Genomic DNA, 23,327 nt, shown 5'->3' on the forward strand with positions numbered 1-23,327 from the left:
CTACTGAATGGGCTAGAAATGAAAAAACCAGCTTTCGCTGGCCTTTTCCCCCAAAGCCAGAGTGGTCAAGCCACAATACACCATGGGTTAGTTGTTAAAGTTATTTTAATACTCTTTCTCGAATTGGTCTAGTTTGGCAATAACTTATTATCTCCGATTGGCTTTGAAGAGCAGTTCAATCAATCGTCTAAACGGTGTCTTCAATTAATAGATATCCTCGAAAAGATTTTGCAGGCACTCCATTTTTAGGTTCTTGATAGAGATGTATATACAAAAATCTTTCCTCAGAATCGAAACCCGTAACAATTTCAAGCACTTCATAATAAAAATCAGATTTGACTACTTCTATAGCTTCAGCAGTCTGGCTAGGTTTTACATAAACTTGTTTACCAACATAAATGGGCGGCGCAGGAATGGATTTTTCTCGCTTAGGCCATTTTCGCTTGGAATCAAACTCTTGTTTTTTAAGAAGGAACTCAAGAAGTAAATCCAGGCAATAGTTAAAGTTTTCTATATTAGCTTCATTAGCCACATAATTGCTTTCATAGCGACTGTGCCAATGATCATGATCTGTTTGTACGACTTCTGGGGTCAATCTTCTAAAATTCTCCACGTGAACTGTGCTTAATCCTAATTCAATACAATCAAATTTTAATTGTTCATAATCAATTTGCACGTAATCGGTTGGCTTAAAAACATTTTCATTAATCCATTTTGTATTTCGCTTTTGATACGGAGCTTTACTACCAGTTAACAGATATAACCCCCATCTCGCTGCTGGACTCATAATTTCATCATTTACATTTTTCCAATGGTAGATTGAATAGTCTTGCTCATATGCAAGATAGAAGGTCTTACGGAGCTCGATCAAAGCATCGATGAATAGCTCTTTCTTCGATAACTCAATTGCGTTCACTACAGTTTTTTTGATGTGACCTTCTTTTAATAGGTCGGTCATGAAGATTTCAGGAAGACTTTTACCAAATACATGCTTCAGGATAGTGTCTACAAATAAATCGGCGGTATTGAAATAATTTACGACAGATTCAGGTTCGCTTAATTGGCCATAGTGCTTTGCAATCACTCGCTGTTTATTCAGCGCTTTAATTGTTCCCAATTTGATTGTAGGTACACCTTGCTTTTTTAGCTCGCCTATCAACTCGTCAAAAGATTTAGACTCTAGGTTTCTTTGCTCGTCAACGTTTAACTCATCTAGAGCAGCCAGAATAACAAGCTCAACAAAGTCTTGGAGCAGGATAATACCAGCTGTACATTTGTGCTTATTCCCGGAATTTATTAAGTCTCTGGTTTCATAATAAATTGCTTTAGATACGAGTAAAGTATTCAAAGTTGATGACTTCATAGGCGTGAGATTCATTTGATTTGATTAATCGCCCAATTAATATAAAGCTATTAATAGCATTGAAACGAAAATACTGGTTGATTTCGTTAAGTGAGTCAATGAGTCACTTATGTCAGCTCGAGCAATCATTTTTTACCTAATAAAGTTTTATAGAAAATCTTATATGCTGATGTTAGTTTGAACATTCGGTAAGATATTCCTACAAAATTTAACCTTAAGATTAGTTTGGCGAGTATATTTGTGCAAGCAAATAAGGCAAATCTTGAACCGCATAATAGAGCAGAGATGAAAATATGGCAGATGAGGATACTAATTTACAACATAGCAGTATTAGCCAACAGATTATTCAGGAATTTCTAGATGATCTAAAAAGAAATGAGGGTTATGAGTCAATTGCATCTGAGCTTCAGAATGTGATTCTGCAATCTAAATTGTCTGAGGTGGAAATTAGAAAAGCCATGTTTGGAGAAGAGCCATTATGATCCGGGCTTTGGAAATACAAATTAAGGAGTTCAGAGGAATTCGAGACCTGACAATGGAGTTGCGAGGTAAGAATTTTGCTATTTGTGGTCCTAATGGCACTGGTAAAAGCGGTATCGTGGATGCATTAGAGTTTGCACTAACCGGTAACATTTCCAGATTGTCGGGTTCAGGTACTAGAGGCCTTTCAGTAAAGGAACATGGCCCTCATGTTGATCGAAGAAACAATCCTGAAGTTGCATTCGTCAGTTTGAAGATCACAATTCAAGCTACTGGAAAAATAGTTGTTATAAAGCGCACTGTCAAGAATCCGAAGGACCCAACAATCTCACCAAACGATCCTGATGTATTGGCTTTGTTAGGGAAAATATCAACTCACCCAGAATTTGTTTTATCTAGACGTGAGCTCATTAAATATATCTTAGCTGAACCAGGGCAGCGTGCAAAAGAAGTACAGAGCTTACTCAGATTGGATGAAATAGAATCTGTTCGAACTTTACTGCAGAAAATTGCGAATAGTTGCAAACGAGATTTAACTAACTATGAACGAAGCTCCGAAGACGCAACTGCAGCTCTAAGACTGGCAATGCAAATACCCGTCTTAAATTCTGCAGCACTCCTTGAGGCGGCGAATCAAAGACGCACAATACTTGGCCTCCCACCGATTGTGGCTTTTGATGCCACGACTTCCCTAAAAGATGGGATTGGGACGGTAACTACAACTCAGGCAAGTAAAATTGTAAAAGCACAGGCAATGGCTCAGTTAGAGAGGTTGCAGAAAAACATTAGTTTTATATCAGATCCTGAATTTCAAGAACAAAATAAGCTGATTCGAGAAGGTTTAAACACACTCGCAGGGAATGAAACATTTCTTCAATACGCTTCAAAAGAAAAACTCTTGGAGGATGCCCTGGCTGCATACGACAACTCACTATGTCCAGTTTGCGATACGCCTTGGTCGCCTGAAGAATTTGCACAAAAAATCCAAGATAAACTAGCCCAATTTAAAGCCATTAATGCTCAAAAAGTAGCGGTTGGAAAAAAACTATCTCCTGTTTTGAATAAAGTAACTGATATAAGTAATCAAATTTCATCCATAGCAAACCTTGGAGGGTTATTACAACCAACAATAGAGTGTTCGACCCTCAATTCGTATGTTTTCGATTTAAATTCAATAAAGCCACATCTTTCTGAAATTCTTCCTATAAGTAAGACATTAGATGCGGTGGATAAGATAAGCTCAATTCCTGATGATGTCTTGACCAATATCAGTTTGATACAACAGGCTGTAAATCAATTACCAGAGCCAAGCCAACAAGATGCAGCCAGAGATTATCTGGTTATTGCGACTGAAAAGTTAGAAAACTTACGAAGTGCAAGGTTGAAAGTTAAAAGCGCTCAAAATAAAGCCAACACATCTGCATTTGTTTTAGAAACATACGGCAATGTGACTACACAAGCTCTCGAAAATATTTATAACAACGTTCAAGAAACATTTAGCAAGTTATACCGAGAAATTAATCAGGATGATGAAACTAATTTCCAAGCCAAATTAAAACCATCACTTGGCAAGCTTGGATTTGATGTTGATTTCTATGGTCGCGGATATTTCCCACCAGGTGCATATCACAGTGAAGGCCATCAAGACGGCATGGGGCTATGTTTATATCTGGCTTTGATGAGTCATCTTTCAGGTGATTCATTCAATTTTGCTGTGTTAGATGATGTACTTATGTCTGTTGACTCAGGGCACAGGCGTGAAGTAAGTAAAATGATCCGGAACAATTTCTCTGCTACTCAGTTCATTATCACTACGCATGATGAGATTTGGTTAAAGCATATGAGAACCAATGGTCTTATCGATAATAAAGGCTTTGTTCACTTTAGAAACTGGACTGTAGATTTAGGGCCAACGCAATGGGATAGTAAAGACGTTTGGGAAGAAATCGATAATGCAATTACACAGAACAATATTAGCTCTGCTGCTGCAACCCTAAGAAATTTCCTCGAATATTTCTCAAAGGAGGTTTGTCACAATATTCGAGCAAAGGTTGAGTTTAAGAGTGATGCGCATTTCAGTTTAGGCGAACTTCTACCTAATGCGATTTCAATGTTGAAAAACTTAGTCAAGAAAGGGAAAGATGCTGCATCCTCTTGGGGACAAAAAGAAAATTTGGCCAAAATTGAGGCATTTGAAAAGGCGTTTGATGCTACTCAAAAAGAAACACAAATAGATCAATGGCAGTTGAATGCTGCGGTTCATTACAATGAATGGGCAAATCTGCAAAAGCAAGATTTTGAGCCAGTTGTACAAGCTTATAAAGCTCTTGTAGACAAGTTCAAATGCCAAAGCTGTAATTCATTGTTTTATGCTACTCCAGCATTTGGTAATCCTGAGTCATTAAGATGCAATTGCGGAGATATGAATATCAATTTACAAAAGAAAACCGGGATATAGTTATGTTAGCTGAATCATTTGCAACATTAGTTTCATTAATTGGCCAATACTTCTCGGAGAAAGAGTCCCGTGACCAAGTGGAATTTAATGACTTCATGGCGTGGCTAATTAAGAAAAACCACCACCAAGTTAAAACTCTTATTGACCAAAATATTGGTGCTACTAATGAACTAAGATCTTTGTTAAAAGAAGATCATAAAATGATCTCTGAAAAGTTGGAAAAAATCGAACGAGCAATTACATCCTATGCTAGTACTATCCAAGGTTTTGATTCTCTTGCTAAGGCAATAAATCCAACTGCTTCTTTATCTAAGCAGGCTGTAAGTATTTTGGAGCAGTTCCGGGATGCCAGAGCTACCAGGGCGTTGGAAATGAAATTACACGGATTTTCAATTTTCCAATTTACTGATGCGAGTGGAAAATTAGACTTATCAGAACCACAATTTGCGGCCGATGATTTCAATCAATTGATTAAGCTTGGTCTTTTGCTACATGAGTACAATGGAAAGGGTGGTAGCATTTACGTGCTCACACGCGCCGCTTCAGATTTGGTGAAAAATTAATACATTCAATGCCGTTTTTGATTGTTAATATATGGCTTGGCAGCATCTAGGGCGCGCGTAAATCCCTCTGTCATGGTTTCCTCGAGAAACCAAACTGACACAAGGTGAAAGGCTTCATTATAAGGAATTTTGAAAGTGTCGCTAATTGAGGCAGCACATTCAGGTATGGTTAGTGCGTGTCGGGCTCCAACAAACTTCCACAAACAATCTATCAAATTTATGGATTGCGCAGTATATGCTGTAGCCAGTTTTCTTCTTGCTAAGACTTCAGCCTCATCCAATTTGCAACAACCGATTAAGAATTTTCCTTGACTGGTAACTCCTTCGTATATCCATCCTTGGAAAATATTTATATGTTGGGAATATCTATGAAAGTGAGGGTGGATTGAGTCAAAAGCATCAGCAGATATAGGATAGCTTTGGATAGGTAAGTGTCTATTTCTTAAGGGGTCAAAAAGTCCCTTGTAAGTATTACATTGCTTACATGTTATGACTAAGTTCAGAGGTTCATATGTAAATGCACTGTATCCATTAGTATGCCTTCGGTCTTTATAAGCTGAACTGACGCGTTTATTTTGGGTACGAGTCTTGGATGGATTTTTGGGCAGTATATGATCAAGCTCGCGAATTCCATTTTCATCAGACATGATTGGAATCTGGCAATACGCACATCGCCAATTTTGTAAGTCTAATAGCTGCTTGCGATAAGCTATGATGCTCGGTATCAAAGTAGTCCAATCCTGCCCCTGTGATGATCTGACCGACATTAACAAACCAGGATCTATGGTTGAGATATCCACTTGTTCACAAAGTGCAACCTTATCATTTATTATCATTTTTATTTACATCTTTAACCGCTGTGAGAATCGACTCTAATACATTTCTCATTGAGTCATGGACAGGTAAATTTTGAGCTTCGTTAAATAACTCCACAGCTAATGGCATTAACTCCTTTGAGTTGCTACTTATTCCCTCTCGAATTAGACCTAATGCATAATTGGCTTTTTGGATTAAATCTGGAGCTCTAGTAGAGTCCATTCCAAAAATATCCTGATACACATCATTTGAGTTCCATCCATATCCAATTTCAATAGGCTTTGGATTGACTACGTTTCCAGTTTTTGAAAGCTCTAAAGGGTCTGCGGTCAATGAGATGATGTTACCTATAGAGTCAGATATTCCAGATGCTATAAATGCGGAGTGGGTCGCGATTATTGCATGGCATTTGTTTTGAGATTCAAGAGCCGTGACTAACATTGAAATATAGTCTCTCTGCCAATTAGGATGCAGACTATTTTCTGGTTCATCTATTAGTACAAGAGAGTTATCCTCAAGCTCTAATGTCAGTCCAACAAGGCTTGATAACCAATTCCATTGACCTGAACTTAAATCACTTTCAGTGTAAATCTCACCAACCACTTGGCTATTATTTTGATTCGTATTAGGTCGTTTATAAAATGTCAAACCATCAATTTCTACAATTCCAGTCCATAAGGCGTATCTCCAAATTGAAGTTTCAAATTTGTATTTACCTGGATAAAGTTGAAAATTATCTGCGGATAGCGTTAGTTCAACTGTATTCGCATCCAGTGACTTTAGAGTCTCAATAAATTCTTTTCGAAATTCAGAGTCAGTATTTAAAAAATCTAAGAGCGTTGAAATTTCTGCCTGTGACTGAGAAGTGGGCCTCTCCAAGTTAGTTAGTGTTTTAGTAATCTCTTCTAATCTCTTCCGGAAGGCATCTATCGAAAATACTCTTTTACCATCTTTGATTATTTCGATTTTCCTATTCCGCCTGAATTTAAAGCCTAATGTAGAAGACAGCCCTAAATGAGCAAATATCGCGTTGAGTGGCTTAGATTTATGAATAAGTTGACTGGAATATTTCAAATACACCCTGCCTAAATTTCTTAGGCTCTGATTTGTTCCGACCATACCATTTGAAGCTCTTTGTCCAAAGTAAAAATACGGTAGCTCATCGTATATACTTTTATAGTTTGTAAGCTCATCAGCACCTCCCCTGGGAAATCTATCTAATGGAGTCCCAGATAAAGCAATGACTTTTCTTGGCGATCCATTAGAGCTTTCTAAGCCGATTTTCAGTGTTGTGTGGCCATGGGAGTAATAAGACTTTCTTTTTAAGGCTGCGTCGCAAATCAGCCGTAACAACAAACTCTTACGGCTTCCATTTTGTCCAATTAGTACTGTGATCCAATTTGACTGATTGTCTAGTTTTTCCTGAAGTACAAAGGAATCAGGAAATGGCCCCTTTTCAGTGTATATGGCACGGACTCTCATATATTTTATTATTTAGTATGAATATCAATTAATACTAAATTACTTTTAAGTTGCTGGGAATATATCTCGCAAGGATTTTTAAAGATTAAACTTTAAATATTTGTGACTGATAAATGGACATCCCCCGCTTTACTGGGCGATTATTTTGTTTCAAATACTGTTTACAGATGTCTAGTTAATTAGTTGCGATTCACTCTGTCATCACTAACTCTTATATTTTGTGATTAGTCATAATTGTATTTTCTACAAGAGCATATTACTCTCCACAATTCAAAATTGACAGGCTCATATTGAGTCACTGGTTAGATAGAAGCGCACCTTTGGAAAGACTCTTGATTTTCCAATTGATAATTCTTGAAACTAGTTTTTAAATTTAAAAATCTCTAGGAAAGTCGAGGTTAGCTACACGTTGATTTTCACATCTTTACATGAAACCAAGATAGTCAAATGACGGTAGATCATCAGAGTGGGAAATACTAACCCAGTTTATTTTTTTATCTTTTGGAATTTCAGATCTATTATGCAGGTTTGGGGACCAAAATTCATCAGATGGAGAAGCGACTCCTGGAGCCACAAGGATTCCAAAAGTATAGTAGAGGTATGCTCCTGGAAAACCGTAGTAAGCCTTTGTCCAATAGTGATAAAACTTGCTTGATGAGTCTGATTCTATAACAGAATTCTCTTTCAGAACCTCTAAGAAGGTTGTTTTGCCCAAGGTAAAATCTAAGGGCGAAATTTTAAATCTACCTAGTTTTGATACTCTAGACAATGCCATGGAAACAGACTGGATATATTCGTCGTTATGGACGGATACTTGTACACAAACATCTTTGAATTTGTACAGGTATTGATCGGCATATTTTCTGTGAGGAGCACCTAATATCTCCCGCATTTTTTCTGCGGATCGGCCAGGCTTAATGTGATCAAATAAATTTGAAGGTGCTCTTTTTAGCTCAATATTTGGTCTTTTGAATCTACCATATGCCCACGATATAAGCTTTAACAATGGAGAAATGAGCGATTTACCAAGTGAGATCAAAAGTGACTCAATCACATACCCCCCCATAAGTCGATTGTTAGAAATCATCTAGGCAGTGTGGCCATAAAGAATCGCAGTTAGGATTTTTTGAACTTCTAATTTACCGTTTTCAGTTTTCATGTAATCAATTGGACTTATACCACCAAGTAGTGCATGTACTTCATTTAACCATGCATCAGCTTCAACACTCGAACCAAATACTTCTTGGGCTAGGGTGTAAATTTCCGTATTAGATTTATTTGTTGGTAAATTGTGTTTCATAAGCTATCAAGCGTATTGAATTCAACCGAAGATAATCTAATCATATATTTTAAAGGCATTTCAGACTAGAAAACTTTGCTGGGAATTTGATTTTTTTGGTTACCATCTTTAATGTAATTTGTTGATAATTCTATGTGCTTGAATAAACTGAGTTTACGGTTACCAACTTTAATGTCGCAAAACATGGGATCAATTTAATCGAGTGATTAATGTTCGGCATCGATGTATCACGTAGATTTTTCTGCAAGCGCCGCCCTGGTTCAAACGCAGTGAGTTGACCTCATGCCCCATGATGATCCTCTGATAAACAGCCTTCTACTTGATGAGCGCTGTCTCCGAAACAGTAAAGCCAGATCATGATCGTTGCTGTGAGTGATCCACTATTGTCGCTCTCACGCCTCGGCTCCAAGCGCTGAAAAGACACTTTAAATAGCCGTTTTTGATCACAACCGTTTGGCGTTGTTCTGTCAAAGCAAACCGTTTCTATCGTTGATCAATCGCCATGTGTCACGTCACCAACCAAAAGGGCTATTAAAGCACTAAGCAGGTTTGCTCTTTTTAAACCAAGGTGATTTTTCTGGTCATGCGGTTGAAGCGCATCGGCCAATATCTTTGTGCTGTGAGGTGCCCATGTATAGCGATCCCATTGCTGGTTAAGCAGCAACGCATCAGCAAATGACCCTGGAATCAACATTGATCAAATAGCCGGGATTGTTGGTAAGTCATTGAAATATTTATATAAATTAATGTGGCATATTTGCTGCTATAGCTTATGTAGTATTGCCGATTTTTAAAAATGATATTGGCGCTGGTAACAACACTTGTGAACTAAAGCATTTAGGAACCATAGATGAGTCGTCCCTCAAAAGTCATCCGCTTCAACGCCTTTGAAATGAATTGCGTTGGACATCAATCGCCAGGATTGTGGCGTCATCCACGTGATCGTGCCTGGCAATATAAAGACCTTGAATACTGGACTGATCTGGCCAAGATACTGGAGCGTGGCATTTTTGATGCGATTTTTATTGCCGATGTGATTGGCTACTACGATGTCTATCAAGGCAACAACGACCATGCATTCTTGCAAGGCGTGCAGATTCCGGTGAATGACCCGCTACAGCTTGCCAACCCGATTGCGCTGGCGACGAAACACCTGGGCATAGGCATCACGGCTTCCACCTCATTCGAGCATCCCTATACGTTTGCCCGCCGCCTGTCGACGGCTGATCACCACACCCAAGGCCGAGTGGGCTGGAATATTGTGACCTCTTATCTGGAGAGTGGTGCGAAGAACATCGGCCAAGGTGGTCTCAAGCGGCATGACAACCGTTATGAAGTGGCTGAAGAATACCTGGAAGTGCTTTATAAGTTATTTGAAGGTAGCTGGGAAGAGGGCGCAGTATTACGCGATCGTCAACAAGGCATCTTTGCCGACCCCAGCAAAATTCACGAGATCGGCCACAAAGGCAAATATTTCGAGGTGCCCGGCTACCACTTATGCGAACCTTCCCCGCAGCGTACCCCGGTGTTGTTCCAAGCGGGGGCCTCCAATGCCGGTAAGGATTTTGCCGCCCAACATGCGGAGTTGGTGTTTATTTCTACCCCGACACAGGACACAACCCGTGCCTATGTGAAAGACATCCGTTCACGCGCTGCGGCGGCGGGTCGCGACCCTAGCAAGATACTGATATATGCGCTGGTGACCATCATTGTCGATGAGACCGACGCCAAGGCACACGCCAAGTTACAAGAGTATCAAAGCTATGGTTCATATGATGGTGCTCTGGTGTTGACCTCTGGCTGGACAGGGATTGATTTTGGCCGTTATGCGCCTAGTGACAATGTGCGCAAGGTAGAGACTAATGCCATCATTTCCGCGGTGGAGCATCTGGCTGAAGGGGGCAAGACCTGGACCATAGAAGAACTGGCGAAATGGGCCAGTGTGGGTGGATTGGGACCCTTGTTTGTCGGTTCTGCCGCCACAGTGGCTGACCAGTTACAGGAATGGGTAGAAGCCACTGACCTGGATGGATTCAATCTGGCCTATGCCGTTGCGCATGAAACCTTTGAGGATGTGGTTGAGCACCTGGTGCCAGAACTGCAGCGCCGTGGCGTGTATGCGACCGAATACCGCGAAGGCACCTTGCGGGAAAAACTGTTTGGTGACGGGCCTTATTTGCCAGAGTCACATCCTGCAGCGCAATACCGTGATATCGAGCGCATCAAGCAGCAGGCACAAGAGTCAGTGCTGCGGGAGAAGTCTGCATGACCAGTGCCGACCACCATGACCACATTCTTGAAGTGAAAGATATTTCGTTGTCTTTTCAGGGCGTTAAGGCGATTCACCAGCTCTCATTTGCAGTTAGCCGGGGTGAGATTTGCGCCCTGATTGGCCCGAATGGTGCCGGTAAAAGCTCCTTGCTCAATATTCTCAATGGCGTGTACCAGCCCGACAGTGGCGAAGTGCATTATGAGCATGCGCACTTTAGCAGCCTGACACCGTTTGAAGCGGCACGGCGTGGCATCGGGCGCACCTTTCAGAACAATGCGCTGTTCGGGAAGTTAGCGGTGATCGACAACGTCCTGACCGGTTTGTCACGGCATTCACGTGTCAGCGTGCTGGAGCAGGCGTTTGGATTGCCCAGAGCACGACGCGAAACGGCTGATTTTCTGCAGCGCAGTGAAGCGGTGCTGGCATTTCTTGAATTGCAGCAATACCGCCAGACGCTGGTCGGCAACCTCGCCTATGGCTTGCAGAAACGGGTGGAGCTCGGTCGTGCGCTGGTCTCCTCTCCCAAGCTGTTACTGCTGGATGAGCCGATGGCCGGGATGAACGCGGAAGAGAAACAGGAAATGAGCCATTTTATTCGCAGTATTAACCGCGATCTCGGCATCACGGTGGTACTCATTGAGCATGATATCGGCGTCATCATGGATCTGTCTGACCATGTGGTGGTGCTGGATTATGGCCGCAAGGTTGGCGATGGGTCGCCCGCCGAGGTGCAGGCGAATCCGGAGGTGATTGCCGCCTACCTGGGGGCTGAACATTTGGATACCGTGCATTAGGAGCCATGGCGATGTTATTTCTGGAAACACTCATAGGTGGATTATTGGCGGGCACTATGTATTCACTGGTGGCCATCGGCTTTGTGCTGATTTACAAGGCCAGTGGCGTATTTAATTTTGCCCAGGGCGCCATCTTGCTGTTCTCGGCCTTGTTGCTGGTCACCTTGCATGAGCATGGCGTGCCCTTTGCGCTGGCGGTGCTGATCACGCTGGTGGCGCTGATACTGCTATCCATGCTGATTGAGCGGCTGGTGTTGCGTCCGCTTACCAATCGCAGCCCCATGACCTTGTTTATGGCGACGCTAGGCGTTTCGTATGTGATCGAAGGCGTCGCGCAAGGGGTGATGGGGGCCAACGTGCACGCGCTGGATTTAGGCATTGACGATGTGCCTGTCTTTATCGGTGAACTCATGATCAGCCAGTTTGATTTAATCGCCGCCATCACGGCGGGCTTGCTGGTGGGTGTGCTCGCCTTGCTGTTTAACAAAACGCGCATAGGCATTTCCTTGCGCGCGGTGGCTGACGACACGCGTGCCGCCCTGTCTATCGGCATTCACCTCAACCGCATTTGGCAGATCGTCTGGGCAGTGGCGGGGGTGACCGGCCTGGTGGCGGGCATGTTATGGGGCGCACGTCAGGGCGTGCAGTTTTCACTGTCGCTGGTAGTGCTCAAAGCCTTGCCAGTCTTGATCATAGGCGGATTCACCTCTATTGGCGGTGCCATTGTCGGTGGCCTGATTGTCGGCGCCGGTGAAAGCCTGGGTGAAGCCTACATCGGCCCCTTGATTGGCGGCGGTATCACCCCCTGGTTCGCGTACTTTCTGGCGCTGGCTTTCCTGTTTTATCGACCTGCCGGGATTTTCGGCGAACGTGCTATTGAGAGGGTATAGGCATGTCTGTGAGCGCGCAACGCATATCCACCACTGTATCCCTCAATGATGGGCGAGTCCGTGTAGGGCTACAAGTTGGTCGTTGGTTAACCCATGGCAGTTTCCCCTATGCCTGGCTTGTATTGATTCTCGCGGCTGTGGGCATCCCGCTAGTCAGCGGTGACTACTGGTTAAATGCCATCCTCATTCCTTTCCTGATTTTGTCACTGGCCGGTTTGGGCTTGAATTTACTCACGGGCTATGCAGGGCAGACATCGCTGGGGTCAGGCGGTTTTATGGCGGTGGGCGCATTTGCCACGTATGCCTTCCTGATCCATTTCCAGCTGTCGTTCCTGCTGGCGATTTTTTTAGGGGGCGCGGTGGCGGCACTGGTCGGCCTGTTTTTTGGCTTACCCAGTGCCAAAATCAAAGGCTTTTACCTGATGGTGACCAGCCTGGCGGCGCAGTTTTTTCTGGAGTGGGTATTCGTCAAATTCCCGTGGTTTTACAACTACAGCTCATCGGCGACACTCTCATCTCCGCCCATGACTGTCCTTGGTTGGGACATCGCCAGTCCTGTCAGCAAGTATTACCTGGTGTTGTTGTTAGTGGCTTTTCTGACCTGGATTGCGGTCAACCTGACCCGCAGTCAGGCGGGCCGCAACTGGATGGCGATTCGTGATATGGATACCGCCGCGGCCGTGATTGGCATCCGTGTGCATCGCAGCAAGATTCTGGCCTTTGCCATCAGCTCTTTTTACCTGGGCATTGCCGGGGCGCTGTGGGTGTTTGCCTATCTTGGCTCGGCAGGCGTACAAAGCTTTGGCCTGCAACGCTCGTTCCAGATCCTGTTCATCATCATTATTGGCGGGCTGGGCAGTATCAGCGGCAATTTTATCGGTGCAGCATTCATCAGCCTGCTGCCATTGCTGCTGGATTATATCGCGCACACCTTTTTTGCCGGGATGGTCGATGCCGGATTACTGCAGAACCTGCAGAAAGTCATCTTTGGGTCGCTCATCGTCTGGTTCCTGATCAAAGAGCCTGAGGGCATTGCACGCTTCATCAGTCATTTGCGTGGTCGCCTGTCGGTCTGGCCACTGCGTTTTTAGTTATTCAACAACAATCATAGTCAACCATCATCACCAGGAGTTTAGTCAACATGAAACACCCATTCTTTATGCAATCTTTACTAGCTGTGGCGCTGAGTGCCAGCCTTGGTTTAGGCGCCGTGGCAACGGCATTTGCCGCAGAGCAATATGTGCCATTGCCAACCTACCGCGTCGGCCCCTATGCCTCCAGTGGCACCTTGTGGTGGGCAGGCACCCTGGATTATTTCCGCTATATCAATGAAGTGGAAGGCGGTATTAATGGCGTCAAAATCAATTACGAAGAATTTGAGACCGAGTGGAGCCCGGATCGTACGGTGGAAGTGTATGAGCGGGTGAAAAAAGGCAAGAATGGTTCGCCACTGGCTTTTTTCTTTACGCATAGCACGCCAGCGTCTTATGCCCTGATTGAAAAAGCGGCCGCGGACAAAATCCCACTGATTGATCCGGCAGGCGGCCGCACTGAGTCCACAGACGGCACGGTTTTCCCATATGCCTTCCCTTTGCTGTTTAATTACTACAGCCAGGCGTCTACCGGCATTAATTTCATCGCCCAGAAAGAAGGCGGTTTCGACAAGCTGAAAGGCAAGAAAATCGTCACCGTCTACCACGATTCTGCCTATGGCCGCGAAACCCAGGCCGCCATCAAATTGCTGGCAGAAAAATATGGTTTCGAGAATATCCAGATTCCGGTGGCTGATCCGGGCAATGAGCAATCTCCGCAGTGGCGTCGTGTACGCGAAATCAAACCGGACTGGGTCTTCCTGCGCACCTGGGGCGTCTCTACGCCTGTCGCCATCAAGACCGCGGCCCGTTTTGGGATCCCGGTAGACCACATTATTGGCGATGTATGGGCAGGCTCAGAAGCGGATGTGATTCCGGCAGGCGCCGCCGCCAAAGGCTATCAGGCATTGGCGCCTTATCCAGGTGGTGCCACCTTTGATGTGCATCAGCGATTGAAAAAGCATATTCTGGATGCTGGCAAAAGCGATTTAAAAGACAAGAAATTCTTTGGCTCGGTGTATTACAACATCGGTCTGGTCAATGCCGCGTTGGCGGTAGAAGCCTTGCGTACCGGTTACCAAAAGTTTGGCAACCGTCCACTCAATGGCGAAGAGGGCCGTTGGGCGTTTGAACATCTGGTGATCGATAACGCCCGCCTGAAAGCGATTGGCTTTACGGGGCTGCTGCAACCGATCCAGATTACGGCCAAGGATCACGAGGGCGGTGGGGCTGCGCGCATCCAGCAATGGGACGGCAAACAGTGGCAACTGAAAACCGACTGGATTCAGGCAGACCGTGACACTTTACGCCCACTGATTGAAGCCAAGGCCAATGCTTATGCCAAGGAAAAAGGCATTACCCGCCGTGACTTGAGCAAGGAACAGTAATGCCAGGTCATCCATCTTTCACTTTGCCAAGATGGTCAACAAGATGGTCAATAGGTCTGCGCGACTCTGCGAGCAGATGCGAGGCTGCAGGCTTGCTGCTGGGGACTGTCACTGCCGCCATGGCGGTGATCACCTCAGCTCGCCCTGATGCAGCCAAACAGCTGCAAACCATCGCCAGTGACGCGGTGGTGCAGTCAGCGTGCAGCAATGGGACGGCAAACAATGGCATCACGTTGCGTGATTGCGCCAAGGAGAAATAGCATGAGTCAGGCTAGCAGTGCAGTGCAACTGCAACAGGCACCGCCATTACTCAGTGTGGATAATATTGAGGTCATTTACAACGGCGCGATATTGGCGGTGAGTGGTGTGTCTTTGCAGGTGCCCCAGGGCAGCATCATTGCACTGCTAGGTGCCAATAGCGCTGGCAAAAGCACCACACTCAAAGCGATTTCCGGGTTGGTACAAGCGGATCGCGCAGAGGTGAGCCGCGGCACGATTGCCTTTAATGGACAGTCCAGTCTGCATGTCCCCGCCAATCAGCGCGTGCAGCAAGGTATCGTGCATGTGCTGGAAGGGCGGCATGTGTTTGCGCACCTGAGTGTAGAAGAGAACTTGATCAGCGGCGGTTTCGTGCATAAACCTAGTCGCCAGGTGCTTAAGGATGGATTGGAACGTATTTATACCTGGTTCCCGCGCCTGAAGGAAAAGTGCAGATTGCAGGCTGGTTACACCTCCGGTGGTGAGCAGCAGATGGTGGCCATTGGCCGTGCCTTGATGACCAACCCTACCCTGGTGTTGCTCGACGAGCCATCCATGGGGCTGGCACCGCTGATTGTGCAGGAAATCTTTGAAATCGTCAGTGAGTTGAATGCCAAAGAGCAGGTCAGCTTCCTGGTGGCAGAACAGAATATTCCGGTCTCACTCAAGCATGCCCACTATGGCTATGTGATGGAAACCGGACGTGTCGTGCTATCGGGGACCGCTGAATCACTGCTTAAAAATACTGCGCTGAAAGACGCCTATCTAGGCAAGAAAAAAGCAAACACCCCCCGCTTTTGAGCGCTTAAACAGTCATGCTAACGTCGACATTATTTTGACGGCGGCATGGGAAACGGATTCGGGAGGATAGGTGGGTATTCATAGGGCGGGCATGCAATATCGCTGACCGAATACGTCAATGATGAGGGTAGTAAAATACGCTGCAAGGTCCTTGTTCCTTATCAAACAACGTGCTGAACAAGATGCATTCATGCAAATATGCCTCGTTTAGGCATAGGTGTCGCAATCAATTGCTTTTCAATCTGTTGAGACTCTAACTTGCCGGAGTTTAATCTTCTCCAGCGTGGCTGGTCACAATACCAACAATAGCTGACTGGCCCCTTACAACGCTTTTTTCAAGTGACTTGATTGTGTTGTTAATCGCCCAAGTGTGCATGCTCGCTTGGGCGATACGTTGTATTAGTCGTGGCCGTGGCCGTGACCATGTCCTCGGCCATGCCCGTTACCGCGGCCACGATCATCATGATGGTGGTCATGGTCATCATATCTACCGCCTGGCCCTGGTCTGCCGGCATAGCTGTTATAGCGCGGTGCATAGACATTTTGATACCAGGTGTCTTGCACGAAATATACCTGGCGGCCGCAGGCACCATAGTTGCCACAGTAGCGGCCCCATTTTTTCATCTGGCCTGGTGGCACGCGCAAATACATGGGCGCCTGTACAACAGCCACCGGTGGCGGCTGAATAATCACCGGCTGTGGATAGATGACTTGTGGTGCCGGATAGGGGTTGCCCAGCACAATTTGTCCGTAAAACCCTGGCTGGCCCACACTCACTGCGACGCCAACCTCTGCGAAGGCCGTGACTGCGCCAGCCATTAATAATGCACCCATCGCTAATTTTTTAATCATTTTTCATCTCCAAATAAGGCATGCTTTGCCTACTGTGTACGCATGTCGACTCCATACGTGAGCACATTCTAGAAAATCGGAGAATCGGATGACAGTCTCATTATTCTGATAGCCATGTCAGAATCTGCTGACGATGGCGCGGGAGTATTGCCCTTGTTTTTTAGCGGTGTTTTGGTTGCGCGCTTAAGCCCTTTATTTAAGGTTTCTGATCGCCATCCAGCCCAAGTCATGCATGCATGAGACAAAGGCGCGCTTATAGATTTGTGTCTTGTAATCCGGCAAGTAGTCTGGCCCCAGTTTTTTCTCGCAGTTGCCTTGATCCTGTTTGAGTTGCTGAGGGAACGCGCCCATTTTCCACCATGAGTTAATTGAGTATTCAACCTCCGGGCCATCATTGGCCGTTGAGTGGTTAACCGCTGCTTTAGGTGTTTGCTGCACTGCCGTCGTAGTGGTCGCTACCGCTGGCTGGTTGCTTTCAACGGCGTTTTGGCTAGCTTGTGGCGTTTTCGCAACAGCAGGAGCAGTTTTTTTCTGTGTCTGGTCTTCGGCTATGTCTATAAACGGGCTGGGTTTGGCCTGGCTGGCCTGTTTGTTATCAGTCACTTCTATGGTCGCGAATAATGGGTCAAAGGCATCGACGGTGGGTTTCTGCCAGCCGTGCTCGGCCAGGCACTTGGCCAACTGGTCACCGCTGCCGCGGCAAGCCTGGTGCGCGCGGTCTATGTCTTGCTGCGAGCCACCGCGTTTATAAGAAACCTCACCGCAACCGCCTAATAAAGCGGCTAATACTACGTAAGTTAAAAGACGCATTGCGAGTCCTGTTGTCAATTTGTTATGTGCAGTCTAGCGGTGTTTGACTGGCATCGCCACTACGCAAATTGACGTATTTGTCCTACACCCCCCTCTCGTTAAGCTGAGCGCAAGTTTTGATCAACTGTGATTGTTTGAATTTAACGAGAAAGGGAGTTTTTAATGATGAATTTGAAAAAATGTGCCTTGCATACAGCAGTAGCAATGGCTTGCGGCTTGGGTGCGCAAATGGCAAATGCCGGCGCCACCATTACTTTTGGTGAAGACAAGTATATCAGTGCTGGCTTTGGTTTTATCGCAGGCTACTCTTCAGTTGAAGATGGTGCAGCCAACGGTAGCGACCGCTCTAACGACTTTTCTTTAGACAGTGCGCGTATTTACTTATCTGGTTCGTTCAACAAATACATCAAAGGCATGTTGAACACAGAGAAAAACATTGCGGCGCCTGGTGGCGGTAGTAGTGACACCATTCAAGTCATTGATGCCAACGTGCAGTTTCAGGTCACGCCAGAAGTGGCCATCTGGGCAGGTCGTTTCTTATCTCCTAGTGATCGCGCCAACATGGCAGGTCCTTACTACTCAATGGGTGGTGGTTACTGGAGCGGCATCGCTTCTCGTTATGGCTTTAACGGTGGTGTGATTGGCCGTGATGAAGGTGTGGCAGTGGTTTCCAGCTTCCTGGAAGATCATCTGGCAGTGTCTTTCGGTGCATTTGAAGGTGACAACATCTTCCGCTTGAGCGGTGTGGGTGCGCAATCAGAAACTGCAGGCAGCAAAGACAAATTGATGTATGCAGGCCGCGTGCAATATAACTTCTGGGATGCCGAGCCTGGCTATTACGGCACAGGTAGCTACTTTGGTGCAAAAGATATTCTGGCGATTGGTGTGGCTGGCCGTGTGAAAAAAGATGGTGTTGTAAGTGGCCTTGGCGCAATTGGTGATTACAGCTCCTACAGCGTTGACTTCTTGTTAGAGAAGAAAGATGTTGGTCCTGGCACCTTCTCAGCTGAAGCTGCCTACTACTACTACGACACCGACAATGCCATTTTGGGTGAGCAAGGTAAAGCGTATTCAGCCGCTGTTGGCTATTTGTTCCAAGAGCAAGTTGGCTGGGGCAAATTCAAACCTTTTGTCCGTTATCAAAAGTTTGACGCGGATGGTGTAACAACCGCTACTTCAAACATCCGCACAGGCGCTGATACCAAACGCGTTGAGATTGGCACCAGCTATGTCATCGCACCTTATAACGCAATGATTACAGCAAGTTACGGTAAAACAGACACGTCAAGCACCTCTGATACCAACGACTTCAAAGTCGCATTGCAGATGCAATTCTAATCAACACCTTTTAGCCCTTTCTCACAAAGGAGACGCGTGTAATGAAAACAATAGTGAAATTGGATTTGGATAAAAAGCCGTGGGAACAGGACGGCCAGATTCATAACCGCTGGCATCCTGACCTGCCTATGATTGCCATGGTCAAGCCGGGCGATGAGTTCCGTGTCGAGTGTATGGACTGGACCGGTGGCCAGATTGGTAACAACGACAGTGCGGACGATATTCGTGATGTGGATCTGACTCAGGTGCATTACCTGAGCGGCCCGATCGGTGTCGAAGGCGCTGAGCCGGGTGACCTGATGGTGGTGGAAATTTTGGATGTGGGCACGTTCGATGACCAGCAATGGGGCTTTAATGGGCTGTTTGCTAAAGAGAATGGCGGTGGTTTCTTAACTGATCATTTCCCTAAAGCAAGCAAATCTATCTGGGATTTTCATGGGGTGTACACCACCTCCCGTCATGTGCCTAAGGTGCGTTATGCCGGCATCATGCACCCGGGCTTGATTGGTTGCCTGCCATCACGCGAATTACTGGATACCTGGAATGAGCGCGAAGCTGCGCTGATTGCAACGGATCCGGACCGCGTGCCAGCATTGGCGCTGCCACCTGAGCCTAAGTCTGCGGTGATGGGCCGTCTGTCTGGTGACGCTGCCAAACAGGCTGCTTCTGAAGGTGCACGTACTGTGCCACCACGTGACCACGGCGGTAACTGCGACATCAAAAACCTGACCAAAGGCTCGAAGATTTTCTTCCCGGTCTATGTGAAGGATGGCGGTCTGTCCATGGGTGATTTGCACTTCTCCCAGGGGGATGGCGAAATCACATTCTGTGGTGCGATTGAAATGGCCGGTTACCTGGACATTAAAGTCAGCCTGATTAAAGACGGCGTGAAGAAATACGCTATCAAGAACCCGATTTTCCAACCTAGCCCAATCACGCCGACCTATCGTGATTATGTGATTTTTGAAGGTATTTCGGTTGATGAGGCTGGCAAGCAACATTATCTGGATGTGCATGTCGCTTATCGCCAGGCTTGTCTGAATGCCATTGAGTACCTGAAGAAATTTGGTTACAGCGGCGAGCAGGCAGTAGCGATTCTTGGGACTGCGCCGGTAGAAGGGCATATCAGTGGCATTGTGGATATTCCTAACGCATGTGCAACCTTGTGGATTCCAACTGAAATCTTTGAGTTTGACATTCGTCCAAATGCTGACGGGCCGAAGATCGAAGTGCCACCAGGCATTAACGTGGCGCCAAGTACTTAGATCGATGTTTAAAAAGTTTGCATAAGGAACCAGGTTTGCGATCAGGCAAACCTGCAAAGAAAGGGTACAGATGCCTCTTTACGAATATGAATGTGACAGTTGTGGCGTGTTTACCGCGCTACGCAAAATGAGTGAATCCAGTTTGCCAGCAGATTGCGATTGCTGTGGGTCGATCAGCCCACGCATCCTGTCAGTGCCAAAGCTGGCCATCATGAACAAGCAGCAACGGTCCGCACATGAACGTAACGAGAAGTCTGCGCACGAACCACGCAGTGGACGCCGGTCTAGTTGTGGTTGCACAGGGTCACATACCTGTAAAACCACAACCAAGGTCAATCCGGATAACGGCAAACCTGCGATGCAGATGCAAACCAAGAAAACGGCCAGACCCTGGATGATCGGACATTAGTTTGATCGACCATCAAAGGTTGATTGGACACTAAGCAATCATCGGTAATACACGCAGTACTTATCACGATTTAATTTTTGAAGTTAATTGATTTATCCATAAAGGAGAAGATGTAATGAGTACCTTAAACAGACGAGGTTTTATCAAAGGCGCAATGTTAGGTGCCATGATGGCGGCAGGTCTCGTTACTGGCCACGCCTTTGCTGCAGACTTTCCAACAGCAAAAGTAAACACTACCGGCTTGGCTGTGACAGACACAACGGTGAAAGTAGGTATTCTGCATTCTGCCACCGGTACGATGGCGATTAGTGAAACTGGCTCTATCCAGGCTGAAAAACTGGCGATTGAGCAAATTAACGCCATGGGCGGTATTTTGGGTCGCAAGATCGAAGTTGTGCAGGAAGATGGCGCTTCTGACTGGCCTACTTTTGCTGAAAAAGCGAAAAAATTACTGGAAAAAGACAAAGTAGCTTCTGTGATGGGTTGCTGGACATCTGCTTCACGTAAGGCCGCGTTGCCAGTGTTTGAAAAAGACAATGGTTTGCTGTTCTACCCAACCTTCTATGAAGGCCTTGAGCAATCCAAAAACGTGTTCTACACCGGTCAAGAAGCAACACAGCAAATTTTGGCAGGCTTAGACTGGATTGCTAAAGAGAAAAAAGCCAAAACGTTTTACCTGATTGGTTCTGACTACATCTGGCCACGTACTTCGATGAAAATTGCGCGTAAACATATCGAGCAACATCTGGGCGGTAAAGTGGTGGGTGAAGAGTACATCGCTTTGGGTGACACGCAATTTGGTTCTGTGATCAACAAAATCAAACTGAAAAAACCTGACGTGATTTACGCAGCGGTGGTTGGCGGTAGTAACGTGGCATGGTTCAAACAATTGAACGCAGCTGGTTTGAACTCAAGCAAGCAAACCATGTTGACCATCTCCGTGACTGAAGATGAAGTATTGGGTATCGGCGGTGAAAACCTGGCTGGTTTCTACTCAGCAATGAAATACTTCCAGTCGCAAGACAATGATTCAAACAAGAAATTTGTTGAAGCATTCAAAAAACGCTGGGGTAAAGATGCTGTGATCGGCGACGTGACGCAAGCCGCTTACCTGGGCCCATGGTTGTATAAAGCGGCTGTTGAGCGCGCAGGTAGTTTCGACGTAGATAAAGTGCAAGCTGCATTGCCTGGCTACGAGTTTAAAGATGCACCTGAAGGCCCTGTGACTGTAGAAGCTAACCATCACCTGACAACCAAACTGCGTATTGGTCAGTGGGGCAAAGATGGCCAGGCGAAAGTGGTTTACACCTCTGACTATATCAAACCGGATCCATTTCCAAAAGGCTACCAATAATAGTCGGCTAGTCGTTACGTAGTGTTTTAAATGCATAAACGGTAGCCGGAAAACCCGGCTACCGTTTAGCGCAAGTAGTCATGAAAGTATGCAAGGAGTCGTTGAGCGGAATGAAGTGCAAGGCGCACGGCGCACAGAAACCGGACAACTAACGTAGTGTTGCGGCGTAGGCTAACTCGCGTAGCGATGTTAAACGAAGTGGCCGAAGCCAATGTACATCTAGTACACGAGGATTTCGAGCACCGCGCAACGTAGCAATTCGTCGGCGCAGACACTCATTGCATAGTTTCAAAAATTTATCAGAGAAGTTGGATTTTTAAGGAGACCGATATGTTTGGTTATTCGATGGCAGATATAGGCAATATTGTGGTGATGCAGGGCTTTTCAGGCCTGAGCATGTTTACAGTGTTGCTGCTGATGGCACTTGGTCTCGCGATTATTTTCGGCCAGATGGGCGTGATTAATATGGCACATGGTGAGTTTATGACCATCGGTGCGTATACCACGGTCCTGCTTTCCAAAGTAGCCGCGACTTACGGCTTCACAAACTACTACTTTGTGTTTGCCATTGCGATTGCCTTTGTACTGGCGTTCGCGGTTGGCTACTTTATTGAATTTATTATGATCCGGCACCTCTACAAGCGGCCGCTGGATACCTTGCTGGCCACCTGGGGCTTAAGCCTGGTCATGCAGCAGATTTTCCGTTCGACCTTTGGCGCGAAAGAAGTCAGTGCCGAGTTACCTGAGTGGATGCTGGGTTCTTTTAAGCCCACGCCTGATATTGATATCCCGATTAACGGTGTGTTCGTAATGGTGCTGGCAGCGCTGGTGACTTTCGGTGTGTATATGTTTATGTACAAGTCACGCTGGGGCCTGCGTGTGCGTGCCACGGTGCAAAACCGTACCATGGCCGGCGCAGTCGGTATCAATACCGCCAAAGTTGACCGGGTCACCTTTGCGCTGGGTTGTGGCATTGCCGGTATCGCAGGCGCAGCCTTTACCACCATTGCCTCTACCGGCCCGACCACAGGGACTTTGTACATCGTGGACAGCTTTATGGTGGTGGTGTTTGGTGGTGCAGCCAGCATTGTCGGTACGATTGCCTCGGCCTTCGGTATCGCCCAAGCGCAATCTATCTTGCAATTCTTTATGACCAGCTCCATGGGTAAGGTGTCTACCTTGCTCGTCATTGTCACTATTCTGATGATGAAGCCGGAAGGTTTGTTTGCCTCCAAACTGCGTAAATAACCATGAGTATGGCACCCCGAACAAAGTGGCGTTAGGGTGCCATAAGTTAGAAGACGTATTAAGTCTTTTAACTTGCCGCAATAGAATCAACGCAT

General features: G+C 46.1%; 22 protein-coding genes. 15 read left to right on the forward strand and 7 right to left on the reverse strand.

Features of this window, described 5'->3' with window-relative positions; all coding sequences use genetic code 11:
• Positions 1–187 precede the first annotated feature (187 nt).
• A complete protein-coding gene (locus tag METH5_RS0109785; RefSeq protein WP_029148328.1) occupies positions 188–1,363 on the reverse strand; it encodes a hypothetical protein in 1,176 nt (391 codons plus the stop codon).
• A gap of 293 nt (positions 1,364–1,656) precedes the next feature.
• On the opposite strand from METH5_RS0109785, the gene METH5_RS0109790 reads away from it, so the two are divergent.
• The 3 genes from METH5_RS0109790 to METH5_RS0109800 are packed head-to-tail and all read left to right on the forward strand — an operon-like array spanning position 1,657 to position 4,864.
• Positions 1,657–1,845, forward strand: coding sequence for a hypothetical protein (locus tag METH5_RS0109790; protein ID WP_029148329.1), 189 nt, complete (start codon positions 1,657–1,659; stop codon positions 1,843–1,845).
• An 8-nt stretch (positions 1,846–1,853) separates the two neighbouring features.
• Positions 1,854–4,301, forward strand: a complete 2,448-nt coding sequence (locus METH5_RS0109795; protein ID WP_198290690.1) for an AAA family ATPase — start codon at positions 1,854–1,856, stop codon at positions 4,299–4,301.
• Between the two features lie 2 nt (positions 4,302–4,303).
• The gene (locus METH5_RS0109800) at positions 4,304–4,864 is read left to right on the forward strand and encodes a hypothetical protein (protein ID WP_029148331.1); all 561 of its coding nucleotides are present in this window, start codon (positions 4,304–4,306) and stop codon (positions 4,862–4,864) included.
• Positions 4,865–4,869: 5 nt separating this feature from the next.
• Here METH5_RS0109800 and METH5_RS0109805 read toward each other — a convergent pair whose 3' ends face one another.
• The 4 genes from METH5_RS0109805 to METH5_RS0109820 form a co-directional block, all read right to left on the reverse strand.
• Positions 4,870–5,511 carry a hypothetical protein gene (locus tag METH5_RS0109805; RefSeq protein WP_157381509.1) on the reverse strand — a complete coding sequence of 214 codons (642 nt, stop codon included), beginning with the start codon at positions 5,509–5,511 and terminating at the stop codon, positions 4,870–4,872.
• Between the two features lie 175 nt (positions 5,512–5,686).
• Positions 5,687–7,162 carry an AAA family ATPase gene (locus METH5_RS0109810; RefSeq protein ID WP_029148333.1) on the reverse strand — a complete coding sequence of 492 codons (1,476 nt, stop codon included), beginning with the start codon at positions 7,160–7,162 and terminating at the stop codon, positions 5,687–5,689.
• Positions 7,163–7,586: 424 nt separating this feature from the next.
• Entirely contained in the window at positions 7,587–8,216 is a 630-nt protein-coding gene (locus METH5_RS0109815; RefSeq protein ID WP_157381510.1) for an ETEC_3214 domain-containing protein, read from the reverse strand.
• A 33-nt stretch (positions 8,217–8,249) separates the two neighbouring features.
• Positions 8,250–8,462, reverse strand: coding sequence for an MbcA/ParS/Xre antitoxin family protein (locus tag METH5_RS0109820; protein WP_029148335.1), 213 nt, complete (start codon positions 8,460–8,462; stop codon positions 8,250–8,252).
• A gap of 850 nt (positions 8,463–9,312) precedes the next feature.
• Here METH5_RS0109820 and METH5_RS0109830 point away from each other — a divergent pair.
• The 7 genes from METH5_RS0109830 (at position 9,313) to METH5_RS0109860 (ending at position 15,956) form a co-directional block, all read left to right on the forward strand.
• The gene (locus tag METH5_RS0109830) at positions 9,313–10,731 is read left to right on the forward strand and encodes an LLM class flavin-dependent oxidoreductase (protein WP_029148337.1); all 1,419 of its coding nucleotides are present in this window, start codon (positions 9,313–9,315) and stop codon (positions 10,729–10,731) included.
• Complete coding sequence (locus METH5_RS0109835) at positions 10,728–11,528, forward strand: ABC transporter ATP-binding protein (RefSeq protein ID WP_029148338.1); 801 nt, start codon at positions 10,728–10,730, stop codon at positions 11,526–11,528. The genes METH5_RS0109830 and METH5_RS0109835 overlap by 4 nt, the downstream gene beginning before the upstream one ends.
• An 11-nt stretch (positions 11,529–11,539) precedes the next feature.
• A complete protein-coding gene (locus tag METH5_RS0109840; RefSeq protein WP_036308270.1) occupies positions 11,540–12,418 on the forward strand; it encodes a branched-chain amino acid ABC transporter permease in 879 nt (292 codons plus the stop codon).
• A 2-nt stretch (positions 12,419–12,420) separates the two neighbouring features.
• On the forward strand, positions 12,421–13,509 hold the full coding sequence (locus tag METH5_RS0109845) for a branched-chain amino acid ABC transporter permease (protein WP_029148340.1): 1,089 nt from the start codon (positions 12,421–12,423) through the stop codon (positions 13,507–13,509).
• 50 nt (positions 13,510–13,559) lie between these two features.
• The gene (locus METH5_RS0109850) at positions 13,560–14,897 is read left to right on the forward strand and encodes an ABC transporter substrate-binding protein (RefSeq protein WP_029148341.1); all 1,338 of its coding nucleotides are present in this window, start codon (positions 13,560–13,562) and stop codon (positions 14,895–14,897) included.
• Positions 14,898–14,989: 92 nt separating this feature from the next.
• Entirely contained in the window at positions 14,990–15,157 is a 168-nt protein-coding gene (locus METH5_RS15670; RefSeq protein ID WP_157381511.1) for a hypothetical protein, read from the forward strand.
• Position 15,158: 1 nt separating this feature from the next.
• On the forward strand, positions 15,159–15,956 hold the full coding sequence (locus tag METH5_RS0109860) for an ABC transporter ATP-binding protein (protein WP_029148343.1): 798 nt from the start codon (positions 15,159–15,161) through the stop codon (positions 15,954–15,956).
• A 399-nt stretch (positions 15,957–16,355) separates the two neighbouring features.
• On the opposite strand, the gene METH5_RS0109865 is transcribed toward METH5_RS0109860, so the two are convergent.
• A complete protein-coding gene (locus tag METH5_RS0109865) occupies positions 16,356–16,805 on the reverse strand; it encodes a hypothetical protein (protein ID WP_029148344.1) in 450 nt (149 codons plus the stop codon).
• Between the two features lie 195 nt (positions 16,806–17,000).
• The gene (locus METH5_RS0109870) at positions 17,001–17,618 is read right to left on the reverse strand and encodes a hypothetical protein (protein ID WP_029148345.1); all 618 of its coding nucleotides are present in this window, start codon (positions 17,616–17,618) and stop codon (positions 17,001–17,003) included.
• A gap of 162 nt (positions 17,619–17,780) precedes the next feature.
• Between METH5_RS0109870 and METH5_RS0109875 the strand changes: the two genes are divergently transcribed.
• The 5 genes from METH5_RS0109875 to urtB all read left to right on the forward strand — a co-directional run bounded on the left by METH5_RS0109875 (position 17,781) and on the right by urtB (position 23,232).
• Positions 17,781–18,956 carry a hypothetical protein gene (locus tag METH5_RS0109875; protein ID WP_029148346.1) on the forward strand — a complete coding sequence of 392 codons (1,176 nt, stop codon included), beginning with the start codon at positions 17,781–17,783 and terminating at the stop codon, positions 18,954–18,956.
• A gap of 41 nt (positions 18,957–18,997) precedes the next feature.
• A complete protein-coding gene (gene fmdA, locus METH5_RS0109880) occupies positions 18,998–20,221 on the forward strand; it encodes a formamidase (protein WP_029148347.1) in 1,224 nt (407 codons plus the stop codon).
• 70 nt (positions 20,222–20,291) lie between these two features.
• Complete coding sequence (locus tag METH5_RS15510; RefSeq protein WP_029148348.1) at positions 20,292–20,630, forward strand: FmdB family zinc ribbon protein; 339 nt, start codon at positions 20,292–20,294, stop codon at positions 20,628–20,630.
• Positions 20,631–20,745: 115 nt separating this feature from the next.
• Entirely contained in the window at positions 20,746–21,984 is a 1,239-nt protein-coding gene (gene urtA / locus METH5_RS0109890; protein WP_029148349.1) for an urea ABC transporter substrate-binding protein, read from the forward strand.
• A 330-nt stretch (positions 21,985–22,314) separates the two neighbouring features.
• Positions 22,315–23,232 (forward strand): urea ABC transporter permease subunit UrtB, encoded by a 918-nt coding sequence (gene urtB / locus METH5_RS0109895; RefSeq protein ID WP_029148350.1) that lies wholly within the window; start codon positions 22,315–22,317, stop codon positions 23,230–23,232.
• Positions 23,233–23,327 lie beyond the last annotated feature (95 nt).

The organism is Methylophilus sp. 5 (genome assembly GCF_000515275.1).
In the GTDB taxonomy this organism is placed as follows: Bacteria; Pseudomonadota; Gammaproteobacteria; order Burkholderiales; family Methylophilaceae; genus Methylophilus.